14 protein-coding genes are annotated in these 12,572 nt (G+C 51.8%); 10 read left to right on the top strand and 4 right to left on the bottom strand.

Annotated elements, in window-relative coordinates; all coding sequences use genetic code 11:
* The first annotated feature begins 26 nt into the window (after positions 1 to 26).
* From proQ to htpX, 3 genes are all read left to right on the top strand, one after another.
* The gene (gene proQ, locus KI228_RS12635; RefSeq protein ID WP_141227547.1) at positions 27 to 713 is read left to right on the top strand and encodes an RNA chaperone ProQ; all 687 of its coding nucleotides are present in this window, start codon (positions 27 to 29) and stop codon (positions 711 to 713) included.
* 19 nt (positions 714 to 732) lie between these two features.
* Entirely contained in the window at positions 733 to 2,781 is a 2,049-nt protein-coding gene (prc, locus tag KI228_RS12630) for a carboxy terminal-processing peptidase (RefSeq protein WP_043000398.1), read from the top strand.
* A 192-nt stretch (positions 2,782 to 2,973) separates the two neighbouring features.
* Entirely contained in the window at positions 2,974 to 3,855 is an 882-nt protein-coding gene (htpX, locus tag KI228_RS12625) for a protease HtpX (RefSeq protein ID WP_042318474.1), read from the top strand.
* A gap of 45 nt (positions 3,856 to 3,900) precedes the next feature.
* Here the strand turns inward: htpX and KI228_RS12620 are convergent, their stop codons facing one another.
* Positions 3,901 to 5,274 carry an MFS transporter gene (locus KI228_RS12620; RefSeq protein WP_141227546.1) on the bottom strand — a complete coding sequence of 458 codons (1,374 nt, stop codon included), beginning with the start codon at positions 5,272 to 5,274 and terminating at the stop codon, positions 3,901 to 3,903.
* A gap of 176 nt (positions 5,275 to 5,450) precedes the next feature.
* Here KI228_RS12620 and kdgR point away from each other — a divergent pair, with 176 nt between their 5' ends.
* Positions 5,451 to 6,242, top strand: coding sequence for a DNA-binding transcriptional regulator KdgR (gene kdgR / locus KI228_RS12615; protein ID WP_043000400.1), 792 nt, complete (start codon positions 5,451 to 5,453; stop codon positions 6,240 to 6,242).
* Between the two features lie 111 nt (positions 6,243 to 6,353).
* On the opposite strand, the gene KI228_RS12610 is transcribed toward kdgR, so the two are convergent.
* Complete coding sequence (locus KI228_RS12610) at positions 6,354 to 6,593, bottom strand: YobH family protein (protein ID WP_043001907.1); 240 nt, start codon at positions 6,591 to 6,593, stop codon at positions 6,354 to 6,356.
* Positions 6,594 to 6,753: 160 nt separating this feature from the next.
* Here KI228_RS12610 and mgrB point away from each other — a divergent pair, with 160 nt between their 5' ends.
* The 6 genes from mgrB to rlmA all read left to right on the top strand — a co-directional run bounded on the left by mgrB (position 6,754) and on the right by rlmA (position 11,120).
* Positions 6,754 to 6,897 carry a PhoP/PhoQ regulatory lipoprotein MgrB gene (mgrB, locus tag KI228_RS12605; protein ID WP_042318479.1) on the top strand — a complete coding sequence of 48 codons (144 nt, stop codon included), beginning with the start codon at positions 6,754 to 6,756 and terminating at the stop codon, positions 6,895 to 6,897.
* A gap of 74 nt (positions 6,898 to 6,971) precedes the next feature.
* On the top strand, positions 6,972 to 7,259 hold the full coding sequence (locus KI228_RS12600) for a YebO family protein (protein WP_043000401.1): 288 nt from the start codon (positions 6,972 to 6,974) through the stop codon (positions 7,257 to 7,259).
* A gap of 656 nt (positions 7,260 to 7,915) precedes the next feature.
* Positions 7,916 to 8,059, top strand: coding sequence for a DUF2627 domain-containing protein (locus KI228_RS12595; protein ID WP_043000402.1), 144 nt, complete (start codon positions 7,916 to 7,918; stop codon positions 8,057 to 8,059).
* Positions 8,060 to 8,071: 12 nt separating this feature from the next.
* Positions 8,072 to 8,281 carry a transcription antiterminator/RNA stability regulator CspE gene (cspE, locus tag KI228_RS12590; protein WP_001062678.1) on the top strand — a complete coding sequence of 70 codons (210 nt, stop codon included), beginning with the start codon at positions 8,072 to 8,074 and terminating at the stop codon, positions 8,279 to 8,281.
* Between the two features lie 220 nt (positions 8,282 to 8,501).
* Positions 8,502 to 10,247, top strand: coding sequence for a peptidoglycan glycosyltransferase FtsI (gene ftsI, locus KI228_RS12585; RefSeq protein ID WP_061070674.1), 1,746 nt, complete (start codon positions 8,502 to 8,504; stop codon positions 10,245 to 10,247).
* Positions 10,248 to 10,310: 63 nt separating this feature from the next.
* Positions 10,311 to 11,120 (top strand): 23S rRNA (guanine(745)-N(1))-methyltransferase, encoded by an 810-nt coding sequence (rlmA, locus tag KI228_RS12580; RefSeq protein WP_061070017.1) that lies wholly within the window; start codon positions 10,311 to 10,313, stop codon positions 11,118 to 11,120.
* Here the strand turns inward: rlmA and mntP are convergent.
* Together mntP and KI228_RS12570 are read right to left on the bottom strand one after the other, a co-directional pair.
* On the bottom strand, positions 11,117 to 11,683 hold the full coding sequence (gene mntP, locus KI228_RS12575) for a manganese efflux pump MntP (protein WP_043001909.1): 567 nt from the start codon (positions 11,681 to 11,683) through the stop codon (positions 11,117 to 11,119). The two genes, rlmA and mntP, sit on opposite strands and share 4 nt — an antisense overlap.
* 417 nt (positions 11,684 to 12,100) lie before the next feature.
* On the bottom strand, positions 12,101 to 12,559 hold the full coding sequence (locus tag KI228_RS12570; protein ID WP_061070018.1) for a DUF986 family protein: 459 nt from the start codon (positions 12,557 to 12,559) through the stop codon (positions 12,101 to 12,103).
* Between the last annotated feature and the right edge of the window lie 13 nt (positions 12,560 to 12,572).

Below are 12,572 nucleotides of genomic sequence, written 5' to 3'. Positions count from 1 at the left end.
TACGTCCGTTGTAATCAGGAAATTTCATGGAAAATCAACCTAAGTTGAATAGCAGTAAAGAAGTCATCGCGTTTTTGGCCGAGCGTTTTCCGCAGTGTTTTAGTGCGGAAGGCGAAGCGCGCCCACCGAAAATTGGCATTTTTCAGGATCTGGTAGAGCGTATTGAGGGCGAAATGAACCTCAGCAAAACGCAACTTCGTTCCGCTTTACGTCTTTACACTTCAAGCTGGCGTTATCTGTACGGCGTTAAGCCGGGCGCAACGCGTGTCGATCTCGACGGCAACCCGTGCGGTGAGCTGGATGAGCAGCACGTTGAACATGCGCGTAAGCAGCTTGAAGAAGCGAAAGCTCGCGTTCAGGCGCAGCGTGCAGAACAGCAAGCGAAAAAACGTGAAGCTGCCGCTGCTGCAGGGGAAACTGAAGACGCCCCGCGTCGTGAACGTAAGCCGCGTCCTGCACCACGCCGCAAAGAAGCGACTGAGCGTAAACCGCGTGCTGAAAAACCTGCCGCGAAAGCGCCTCGCGCACCTCGTGAAGAGAAATTGACTCCGGTTTCGGATATTTCAGCGCTGAGCGTTGGACAGTCTCTGAAGGTGAAAGCGGGCAACGATGCGATGGATGCCACCGTATTAGAAATCACCAAAGATGGCGTCCGTGTACAGCTGAATTCGGGTATGTCTTTGATTGTACGCGCAGAACACCTGGTGTTCTGAAACGGAGGCCAGGCCTGGCATGAACACATTTTTTAGGCTTACCGCGTTAGCTGGCCTGCTTGCAATAGCAGGCCAGACCTTCGCAGTGGACGACATTACGCGTGCCGATCAGATTCCTGTACTTAAGGAAGAAACCCAGCACGCGACGGTGAGTGAACGCGTCACGTCGCGTTTTACGCGTTCTCACTACCGTCAGTTCGATCTCGATTCGGCCTTTTCCGCCAAAATTTTCGACCGCTATCTGAATTTACTCGACTACAGCCACAACGTGCTGTTGGCGGGGGATGTTGAACAGTTTGCGAAGAAGAAAGGGCAACTGGGTGACGAATTGCGTTCGGGTAAGCTCGACGTTTTTTACGATCTCTATAATCTGGCGCAAAAACGCCGCTTCGAGCGTTTTCAGTACGCACTGAAAGTGCTGGAACGTCCGATGGACTTCACCGGGACTGACACCTTCAATCTCGATCGCAGCAAAGCACCCTGGCCAAAAGATGAGGCTGAGCTGAATGCGCTGTGGGACGGCAAGGTGAAGTTCGATGAGTTAAGTCTGAAACTGACCGGCAAAGACGATAAAGAAATTCGTGAGACGCTGACGCGTCGTTATAAATCCGCGATCCGTCGTCTGACGCAAACTAACAGTGAAGATGTCTTCTCACTGGCGATGACCGCGTTTGCGCGGGAAATCGATCCGCATACCAACTATCTCTCGCCACGCAATACCGAGCAGTTTAATACCGAGATGAGCCTGTCCCTTGAAGGGATTGGTGCCGTGCTGCAAATGGACGATGACTATACGGTCATTAACTCCATGGTGGCTGGCGGTCCGGCGGCGAAGAGCAAGGCGATTAGCGTCGGCGATCGCATTGTCGGTGTGGGTCAGACCGGTAAGAGCATGGTCGATGTGATCGGCTGGCGCCTGGATGATGTGGTTGCGCTTATCAAAGGGCCAAAAGGCAGCAAGGTTCGTCTTGAAGTTCTGCCTGCCGGCAAAGGCACAAAAACCCGTATTGTCACACTGACGCGTGAGCGTATCCGTCTGGAAGACCGTGCCGTTAAAATGTCTGTGAAGACGGTAGGTAAAGAGAAAGTCGGCGTACTGGATATCCCGGGCTTCTACGTTGGCCTGACTGACGATGTCAAAGTTCAGTTGCAGAAACTGGAAAAACAGAACGTCAGCAGCATCGTCATCGATCTGCGGACCAACGGCGGCGGGGCGCTGACGGAGGCTGTTTCGCTGTCCGGTCTGTTTATTCCTTCCGGTCCGGTGGTTCAGGTTCGTGACAACAACGGTAAAGTCCGTGAGGACAGCGATACCGATGGCGTTGTGTATTACAAAGGCCCGCTGGTGGTTCTGGTCGATCGCTTCAGCGCGTCGGCATCGGAAATTTTCGCCGCGGCCATGCAGGATTACGGTCGTGCGCTGATTGTTGGTGAGCCGACTTTCGGTAAAGGTACCGTGCAGCAGTATCGTTCGCTGAATCGTATTTACGATCAGATGCTGCGTCCAGAATGGCCCGCACTGGGCTCCGTTCAGTACACGATCCAGAAGTTCTATCGTGTGAATGGCGGCAGTACTCAGCGTAAAGGCGTCACGCCGGATATCATCATGCCGACGGGGAATGAAGAGACCGAAACCGGTGAGAAATTTGAAGATAATGCGTTGCCGTGGGATAGCATCGATGCCGCAACGTATGTGAAATCAGACGATCTGACGCCGTTCGGCCCTGAATTACTCAAAGATCATAACGCGCGTATCGCGCAGGATCCTGAGTTCCAGTACATCATGAAGGATATCGCCCGTTTCAATGCGATGAAGGATAAACGCAACATCGTATCTCTGAATTACGCACAGCGTGAAAAAGAGAATAACGAAGATGATGCGCTGCGCCTGGCGCGAATCAATGACCGGTTTAAACGAGAAGGAAAACCGGTTCTGAAGAAACTGGACGACCTGCCAAAAGATTACCAGGAACCGGATCCGTATCTTGATGAAACAGTGAAGATTGCGCTGGATCTGGCGACGCTCGAGAAAGCGAAGCCCGCGGTACAACCGACCGCAACGAAATAACCTCATACAGGCACAAGAAATTGTGCCTGTTTTTTTAACAAGCGCATGAAGTCGTCAGCCTGATGCAGAAAAATGTAAAGTTGTGTCTTTCTGGTGACTTACCGGGCATTGATGCTTGAAAATAGCCGTACGACCCATACGATGTGGGTAATCGCATAGTGCGTTTTGTTAAGTTGAGGTTAAAAGAAAATTATGATGCGAATCGCGCTTTTCCTGTTGACGAACCTGGCCGTCATGGTCGTTTTCGGGCTGGTGCTGAGCCTGACAGGGATTCAGTCGAGCAGCGTTCAGGGCCTGATGATTATGGCGCTGCTGTTCGGTTTCGGTGGTTCCTTCGTTTCACTGCTGATGTCAAAGTGGATGGCCTTACGCTCCGTCGGTGGGGAAGTGATCGAGCAACCGCGTAACGAAAGAGAGCGTTGGTTGATGAATACGGTCGCCACGCAGGCGCGTCAGGCCGGTATCGCCATGCCGCAGGTCGCTATCTACCATGCGCCGGACATTAACGCGTTTGCCACCGGGGCGCGCCGTGATGCCTCTCTGGTTGCGGTCAGTACCGGTCTGCTGCAAAACATGAGCCCGGATGAAGCTGAAGCCGTTATTGCTCACGAAATTAGCCATATCGCGAACGGTGACATGGTTACCATGACGCTGATCCAGGGGGTTGTGAACACCTTTGTTATCTTCATCTCGCGCATTCTGGCGCAGATCGCCGCTGGTTTTCTCGGTGGTAACCGTGATGAAGGCGAAGGCAGCAATGGCAACCCGATGATCTACTTTGCGGTCGCAATGGTACTGGAACTGGTGTTCGGTATTCTGGCGAGCATCATTACCATGTGGTTCTCTCGTCACCGTGAATTCCACGCTGATGCGGGGTCCGCCAAACTGGTCGGCCGTGAAAAGATGATTGCTGCGCTTCAGCGTCTGAAAACCAGCTACGAACCGCAGGAAGCATCCAGCATGATGGCCTTCTGTATCAATGGTAAAGGTAAATCGCTGAGCGAACTGTTTATGACTCACCCGCCGCTGGATAAACGTATCGAAGCGCTGCGCAGTGGGGAATACCTGAAGTAAGCCTGTCGGTAAGAAGAGAAAGCGCGTCCATGGACGCGCTTTTTTTTACGCCTGTGCCCGGGGCTGTGTGATGCGTAGACCGCTCACCACCGCTGCCACGGTCGCCAGAATCCCTGCCATCAGCAAAGAAACATGCGTGCCGTTATCTCCGAACTGGTTCAACAACAGCGCAACCAACGCCGCACCTGAGCTTTGTCCTAACAGACGGGCGGTGCCCAGCATGCCGCTGGCGCCGCCGCTGCGTTCACGTGGCGCAGAGGTGATGATCGTGTGGTTATTGGGGGATTGAAATAAACCAAACCCGGCACCGCAGAGAATCATCGGCCAGATGATATTCAGATCGGACGGCACGGCAGGAAGTAATACCAGGGCAAACAGTCCACTTGCCATCACCAGCAGGCCCAGCGCGCCCAGTAAACCGGCATGGACGCGTTCAATCAGATACCCGGCCAGCGGCGCCATGACCATCGTTGCCAGCGGCCAGGGGGTGAGCAACAAACCGGTTTCTACTTCACTCCGCCCCAGTACCGTTTGCAGATAGAAGGGCAGGGAGACCATCGCCAGCATCTGCGCGCAGAAAGAGCAGATTGAGGTGCCTATCGACAGTGAAAAAAGAGGAATACGCAGCAGGTCGACCGGCAATAATGGTACCGGTAATGAAAGCTGACGACGGATAAAGAAATAGCCCACCACCATTATTGCCGCCACTTCGGCCCCGATCAGCGTCATGGGTTGTCCCTGTGCAAAACCACTCAGTGCGGTGATCAACAGACCAAACGTCAGCGCATTCATCACGGCGCTGGGGATGTCAAAACGCGGTTTATTGCTGCGTGAGCCATTAGGCGGCAGAAAGCGCATTGCCAGAATCAACGCAATAATCCCTAACGGCACATTGATCAGAAACAGCCATTTCCACGAGGCAATTGAGAGGATAGCGGCCGCGATGGTTGGGCCTGCGGCCGCAGAGACGGCAACGATAAAGGAGTTGATACCCATCCCGCGACCCAGATGGCGCTGAGGATAAATCAGACGAATCAACGCCGTGTTGACGCTCATCAGCGCCGCGCCGCCGAAACCCTGAACGACGCGCGCCATCGTCAACATTTGTAGCGAGTCCGCGAGAGCGCAAAACAGTGAGGCCAGCAGAAAAACCACTAGTCCGCATTTATAGATGCGTCGATAGCCAAACATATCGCCGAGAAACGACAGCGACAGTAACGAGACGACAATGGCGATCTGATAGGCGTTGACGACCCATATTGAGCTGGCGGCGGAGGCGTGTAAGTCAGTGGCTATCGTGGGGAGCGCCACGTTGGCAATGGCACCGTCCAGTACGGCCATCGAAATACCAATAACGATGGTTAAAATAGCACCATATCGCTGTGGAAGCGGCAGGCCGTCGGTCTGGGATTTATTCATGTGATTGATAGTTTTTGCGAAGAATATGATCAGGGTAGTGATTTTAGCATTGATATTCAGGCTTTATATCGCAGATTTGTAACGAAGTAAGCAAAGATGGATTGCGGGGGCCTGGCCATGAAATTATAATAAAAAATCGTTCTGATTTTTATAAAACACTCGTAATGAGGTGATAGATGGCTAACGCAGATCTGGATAAACAGCCTGATTCTGTATCTTCCGTGCTGAAGGTTTTTGGCATTCTGCAGGCGCTGGGTGAAGAGCGCGAAATAGGGATTACCGAGTTATCACAACGCGTCATGATGTCAAAAAGCACCGTTTATCGCTTTTTACAGACCATGAAAACACTGGGATATGTGTCACAGGAAGGTGAATCCGAGAAGTATTCTCTGACGCTGAAACTGTTTGAACTGGGCGCTCGCGCGCTACAGAATGTTGACCTTATCCGCAGTGCGGACATCCAGATGCGTGAACTCTCTCGTCTGACGAAAGAGACGGTGCACCTCGGCGCGCTGGACGAAGACAGCATCGTCTATATTCATAAGATTGATTCGATGTACAACCTGCGCATGTATTCGCGTGTGGGTCGCCGCAACCCGCTTTACAGCACCGCGATTGGTAAAGTGCTGCTGGCCTGGCGCGATCGTGACGAAGTGAAGCAGATTCTGGACGGCGTTGAGTACAAGCGCAGTACCGGGCGCACTATCACCACCACGGAAGCATTGCTGCCGGTGCTGGATAAAGTCCGCGAACAGGGTTATGGCGAAGATAACGAAGAACAAGAAGAAGGTTTACGCTGCATTGGCGTACCGGTATTCGATCGTTTCGGCGTCGTGATTGCGGGGCTGAGTATCTCCTTCCCCACGCTGCGTTTTTCTGAAGAAAAACTGCATGACTACGTTTCGATGCTGCATACCGCGGCGCGTAAAATCTCTGAGCAGATGGGTTACAACGATTATCCGTTCTGACGATGTCATGCTGTCGATAGTAAAGAAACGGCCGGCATTTTCGCCGGCCGCTTTAATCCTGTGACATTCTGCTTAAGCAATACGCCAGGCGCGACTCACGACGACGGGATATTAACCGTTATCGACGACCACGGTACTCTTGCGCAATATCGGACAATCCGTTAATCCGATGATACCGCTATCGGTATGAACATATTGCGCGGTGGCGGTTCCTCGCGCGGTGAGATACTTGCATTGCAACCCCAGCCCGGCAGCATTCTCCTGACTGCCTATCAGCACACCATACCCACTGAGTAATAATCCAATCCATACAAGCGCAAACAACACGATAGCGCGAATAATCAAACGCATTATGACCTCTTTTCTTCTATAAGTTAGATTGAGCTTAGCGCTTACGCTCATTGATACAAGTAAATGATTCTTAAAAAATCGCGAATGTCTGCTGTAGTTAGTCCTGGTTTAAGATACACATGATAATTTGGTGGCATAAGATGTAGATGCGGAGAGTGGAGTGAAAAAGTTTCGATGGATAATTCTGGTGGTGGTCGTGCTTGTGTGTCTGCTGCTGTGGGCCCAGGTGTTCAACATCATGTGTGACCAGGATGTACAATTTTTCAGCGGAATTTGCGCCATCAATAAATTTATCCCCTGGTGAGATCATTTTTTCATCCGTTGATTTCCTTCCTGTGGCGCGGTGGTAAAATGGCGCGTCTACATTGAGGTGGTGAAATGAACGAAGTCCTGAATTCCGGCGTGCTTAATTTTGCGTCGTTGATTGTATCGGTGGGGGTTCTGGTTGTTGGGCTGGTGCTGTGGTTCTTTATCAACCGTGCGAGCTCGCGAACCAATGAGCAGATTGAGCTGCTTGAAGCGTTGTTAGACCAGCAGAAGCGACAAAATGCACTATTGCGTCGTCTCTGTGAAGCGAACGAGCCGGAAAAAGTGGCAGAGGCATCGCCTAAGGCTAATGACCCGCAAGAGGATGAGGATATCATCCGTCTGGTCGCAGAACGTTAATCCTCGTGTAACAGGAAGCGAAGGGGCTGGCGTCTCGCCAGTCTTTCCTTCCTGGTTTGTTATCCTGCACCCTATTAGTGCAGTCGCATGCCGCTTCGCTATATCCGTTCCTTCTTGTGTCATTGTGCGAGTTATTGCCAGCACACACGTAATTATATTTTTCCATACGTTAATAATGTGATCTTCCCCGTTTTGTGAGAATGATCGGCTTTATAATAAGCGAAACGTTTCTTTCACTATTTTTGTGCATTGTCATCATTCTTTCATTAAATGAGTGCATAAGAACAGTAGATATCAAGATGGAGCGAAATGTGGCGTTATTATGATATCGGGCCATTTTGCGTTGAAACAAATTATGCATAACAAAGCAGAATTTGTGATAACCGCAGATTGCTACGTTTTGACATCGCAACGATCTGGAAGTCGCGAAATTATTGAGCTATGGTTGAAAAGATCCCGCCGCGCTGCGGGTCTGGTAAGGGCTCAGCGAGCGCGCGGGAATATATCGGCTTGAGGATTGACGCATAACTGTGCAGATACTCTGTATCGACTGGCGAGATTTGTGCGACCGATCGAGACACGTTTAAAAATGGCTTGCCATAATTAACGTTGTATGTGATAACACGTTTTGGGTTAAACGAGGTACAGTTCTGTTTATGTGTGGCATTTTCAGTAAAGAAGTCCTGAGTAAACACGTTGTCGTTGAATACCGCTTCTCTGCCGAGCCTTATATTAGTGCCTCAAGCAGTAATGTCTCAGTTTTATCTATGTTATGCCTGCGGGCGAAGAAAACACTCTAAGGAATTTTGCAAATGGCAAAGATTAAAGGTCAAGTTAAGTGGTTCAACGAGTCTAAAGGTTTTGGCTTTATTACTCCGGCTGATGGCAGCAAAGACGTGTTCGTACACTTCTCCGCTATCCAGGGTAATGGCTTCAAAACTCTGGCTGAAGGCCAGAACGTTGAGTTCGAAATTCAGGACGGCCAGAAAGGTCCGGCTGCTGTTAACGTAACAGCTATCTGATCGACACCACTGATTTGAAGCGCATCTGCGCATCAACCTCAGATTTAAAGCCTCGCTGATGCGGGGCTTTTTCATTCATCTTCCTTCAAAGTATGTCTGAATGCCTCCTCCGTTAGCGCTTTGTTGCAAAGCCGTGATGTTATTAGCATAGTTTTCACCGCTTTCCCGCCGTTATTCCCGTTAAATCAGTCACCTGAATATCATGTTTGCCGGAGAACAGGTGAAAAAGAAAAATGATGGTACGGTGCGAAGTTTCACACCGCTGCGTTTTGCGCTGCTTTGTATCGCCATATTGCTGAGCCTGGGACTGTTGCTAGGGCGCGTTGCCTGGTTGCAGATTGTTGAACCCGACCGTCTGGTCAAACAAGAAGATATGCGCTCATTGCGTGAAGTCACCACGGCATCGCCGCGTGGAATGATCACCGATCGGCAGGGGCGACCATTGGCGGTCAGCGTACCGGTGAATGCGGTGTGGGCTGACCCCCACACGTTATTGAGCAAAGGAGGCGTAGGCGACAACGAACGCTGGCAGGCGCTGGCCAACACGCTACATCTTTCACTCACGAACCTGGCGGCGCGCGTTAACCACGATCCGTCGGCAAGGTTTATCTATCTTGCGCGTCAGGTCTCTCCTCAACAGGCGCAGTGGATCGATAAGCTGAACCTGCCCGGCATCAATTTGCGCGAAGAGTCCCGGCGCTTTTATCCGGCAGGACATGTCGCGGCGAATCTGATTGGTTTCACCAATATCGATGGGCAGGGCATTGAAGGGGTTGAGAAAAGTTTTAACGCACAGTTAATCGGAAAGCCGGGCTCCCGCCTGGTCCGCAAAGATAAATTCGGTCACGTGATTGAAAACATCACGGAAGTTAATCCTGTGCCTGCGCATGAACTACAACTCAGCATTGATGAGCGGCTGCAGACCGTCACCGAGGATGCGCTGGACAATGCGGTTAGCTGGAACAAAGCGGAATCCGGCGCCGCCGTGCTGGTGAACATTGCCACCGGTGAGATCCTGGCGATGGCCAGCTTCCCCGATTTTAACCCCAACAATCGTGATGGTGCGGTGCTTGATGATTTTCGCAATCGTGCGATTAGCGATACTTTCGAGCCGGGCTCGACGGTGAAACCGCTGGTTATCATGACGGCGCTTGAGCAAGGGATTGTCCAGCCTGATAGCGTGATCGACACGCATCCGTTTTACCTCGACGGGCATCGGATTCGCGATGTGGGCTTTTATCCGGAACTGACGCTGACCGGCATTTTGCAAAAATCGAGTGACACCGGGGTTTCGCATCTTTCATTAGCAATGCCCGTCCAGCGTGTCGTCGATACCTATCGCCGCTTTGGCTTTGGTCAACCCACGGGGCTGGGACTCACCGGTGAGAGCCAGGGGGTGATGCCGCAACGTCGTTACTGGAGCGATCTGGATCGCGCGACCTTTGCCTTTGGCTACGGCCTGATGGTGACGCCGCTGCAACTGGCGCACGTCTATGCCACGATTGGCAGTTTTGGCCTGTACCGACCACTCTCTATCACGCGCATCGACCCGCCCGTTATCGGCAAGCGTGTCATGTCGGAAGCGCTGGTCAGACAGGTGGCGCACATGATGGAAAGCGTCGCCCTGCCGGGGGGCGGTGGGACGAAGGCGGCGGTCCGGGATTATCGCGTGGCGGTTAAAACCGGGACGGCGAAGAAGATCGGCGCTGACGGTAAATACATTGATAAATATGTGGCTTACACCGCAGGGGTGGCACCGGCAAGCAACCCGAAGTTTGCGCTGGTGGTAGTGATCAACGATCCGCAGAACGGGGCCTACTACGGTGGCGCGGTGTCGGCACCGGTTTTCAGCCAGATAATGGGCGATGTGCTGCGACTGGAAAACGTCAAACCGGATGGGATGCCCGCCGACTCCAGCCATTTGCTGGTGATGCAGAGCAATTCGCCGACACACTCCACGCGCTAAGTGATTCTCCCGGGGCGTAAATCGCGTTACACTTGCGCCCTGAATTTACCTGCCGGAGTTGTTATGTCGTTTTCCTGTCCACTTTGTCACCAGCCCCTTGCGCACGTTAATAACAGTTTTATCTGTCCGCAGCGGCATCAGTTTGATGTGGCAAAAGAGGGATACGTTAACCTGTTGCCGGTACAGCATAAGCGTTCACGCGATCCGGGCGACAGCGCGGAGATGATGCAGGCACGGCGTGCGTTTCTGGATGCCGGACATTATCAACCCTTGCGTGATGCTATTGTTGAGCAGCTTTCCGCGCGTCTCGACGCGTCGGCAACCTCGATTCTTGATATCGGCTGTGGGGAAGGGTATTACACTCATGCCTTTGCCGATGCGTTGCCGACGGTGACCACCTATGGACTGGACGTGGCGAAAGTGGCTATTAAAGCGGCGGCCAGACGCTATCCGCAGGTGACATTCTGCGTCGCCTCGAGCCATCGTTTGCCGTTTGCAGATGCAAGCCAGGACGCCATTGTGCGGATTTACGCGCCGTGTAAAGCGCAAGAGCTGGCGCGTGTGGTCAAACCGCAGGGGTGGGTGATGACGGCAACGCCGGGACCGCGCCATTTAATGGAGCTGAAAGGGTTGATTTACGATGAGGTCAGACTCCATGCGCCGCATGCTGAGCAACTGGAAGGGTTCACCCTGCTGGAGGATATCGCACTGGCGTATCCGATGCGCCTGAACGGAAAGGAAGCGGTAGCGTTATTGCAGATGACGCCTTTTGCCTGGCGGGCAAAGCCGGAGGTCTGGGAACGTCTGGCAAGTACAGAAGTGTTTAACTGCCAGACAGATTTTCGTCTTCACCTCTGGCAGCGTGCGGATTAACCGTGAAAGTGCGTCCAGAGGATCTGGACGCCGATACCGATCAGTACCACCCCGCCCAGAATTTCAGCCCGTTTGCCAAGCAGCGGGCCAATGAAGCGACCAACCATCATCCCCAGTGTGGACATGATAAGCGTGGCACAGCCAATAGCCAGTGCCGTCGCGATAATATTGACCTGTAAGAACGCCAGACCCACGCCGACCGCCATAGCGTCGAGGCTAGTGGCGATAGCGGTGGTGACCAGTAACCAGAAACCGTGACGGCGCAGTGGTTCATCATCTTCATTATCCGCGCCGCGAAATCCCTCAATGATCATTCGTCCGCCCAGAAAGACCAGCAGGATGAAAGCAATCCAGTGATTCCATTCCAGCACGAATTTGCTGGCTAACATACCGAGCGCCCAGCCGATTAGCGGCGTTAATGTTTCAACTGCGCCAAAGATTAAACCGGTACGCAGGGCTTCAGAGAATTTGGGTTTATGCAGGGTAGCGCCTTTGCCAATTGATGCGGCAAAAGCATCCATCGACATGCCAAAAGCGAGAATAATAGTGGCGGTGATATTCATGACAGCGTCCTGACCGGGGTTTCCATAAAACACACCACTGCCCCCAGTAAACATGCACACCTGAACCCGGGGTTCATACAGTATGCATAGCAGTTGATGTGCCTATGGTCTCGCCTGACTGAAAGAGATTTCAGTCCGTACGTGCCACGTTTTGCAACGAGTATGTTGACACGTACATTTCCGGAGTCTGGAAATCGGCTACTCCCCAAATGACGGCGCAACCTTAACATATTTTGAGAATATAAAACAACAACGGAGAAATATTATTTGATCTCTAGTTGAAAACGATTTTCATTTGGGTTTATTGGTAGATAGAACGTTAAAATAAATAACATTTGCGCTGTCGTATTATAGCCTTAGCTATGTTTTTAACTGCAAGTAAATTGCGAAAAATAAAGCCCAGGATATATCTCTAACTTACTGATAGGAAACGAGAAGTTTATATATCTTTTCCAGATCGTCGATATTCCGTACACGAATAAGCAGACGCCGTTGCTCTAATTGCATCACCAGAACACCATCTTCCGATAAATTCATCGCTTTAATGCGGTTATATTCTATCCAGACGTTGGCGAAGAAAAATCCATCCTGTTTGAAGAGGATCTTAGGGACCCGGATCCAGAAAATATAAAACCCCATTAAGGCCAGAGCACATAATAACCAGGTGGTGATGATTGCCCCATGGCTGGTGACATTGTTGTAGATAAGAATTGCGATGAGGCCAATGAAGATGATGCTGTCGACGCGGCTTCGGCGCAGCAGGGGAATCGCAAGCAAAGTCGGGCCATTGCGGCGTGGCATGATGAACTGATCGTAAATGGCATAAGCCAGTAACGCGGCAATAAAGAAAACCAGCACCAGGTCCGTGATAGTCATTGAGCCTTGTTCC

The organism is Citrobacter amalonaticus, from assembly GCF_018323885.1.
Taxonomy (GTDB): domain Bacteria; phylum Pseudomonadota; class Gammaproteobacteria; order Enterobacterales; family Enterobacteriaceae; genus Citrobacter_A; species Citrobacter_A amalonaticus.
This window is presented reverse-complemented; position numbering and strand designations above follow the sequence as displayed.

Excerpts from the sequence above, each read along its gene's own strand:
- proQ (WP_141227547.1), top strand. The coding sequence starts at position 27 with ATGGAAAATCAACCTAAGTTGAATAGCAGTAAAGAAGTCATCGCGTTT.
- prc (WP_043000398.1), top strand. The coding sequence starts at position 733 with ATGAACACATTTTTTAGGCTTACCGCGTTAGCTGGCCTGCTTGCAATA.
- htpX (WP_042318474.1), top strand. The coding sequence starts at position 2,974 with ATGATGCGAATCGCGCTTTTCCTGTTGACGAACCTGGCCGTCATGGTC.
- KI228_RS12620 (WP_141227546.1), bottom strand. The coding sequence starts at position 5,274 with ATGAATAAATCCCAGACCGACGGCCTGCCGCTTCCACAGCGATATGGT.
- kdgR (WP_043000400.1), top strand. The coding sequence starts at position 5,451 with ATGGCTAACGCAGATCTGGATAAACAGCCTGATTCTGTATCTTCCGTG.
- KI228_RS12610 (WP_043001907.1), bottom strand. The coding sequence starts at position 6,593 with ATGCGTTTGATTATTCGCGCTATCGTGTTGTTTGCGCTTGTATGGATT.
- KI228_RS12600 (WP_043000401.1), top strand. The coding sequence starts at position 6,972 with ATGAACGAAGTCCTGAATTCCGGCGTGCTTAATTTTGCGTCGTTGATT.
- KI228_RS12595 (WP_043000402.1), top strand. The coding sequence starts at position 7,916 with ATGTGTGGCATTTTCAGTAAAGAAGTCCTGAGTAAACACGTTGTCGTT.
- cspE (WP_001062678.1), top strand. The coding sequence starts at position 8,072 with ATGGCAAAGATTAAAGGTCAAGTTAAGTGGTTCAACGAGTCTAAAGGT.
- rlmA (WP_061070017.1), top strand. The coding sequence starts at position 10,311 with ATGTCGTTTTCCTGTCCACTTTGTCACCAGCCCCTTGCGCACGTTAAT.
- mntP (WP_043001909.1), bottom strand. The coding sequence starts at position 11,683 with ATGAATATCACCGCCACTATTATTCTCGCTTTTGGCATGTCGATGGAT.
- KI228_RS12570 (WP_061070018.1), bottom strand. The coding sequence starts at position 12,559 with ATGACTATCACGGACCTGGTGCTGGTTTTCTTTATTGCCGCGTTACTG.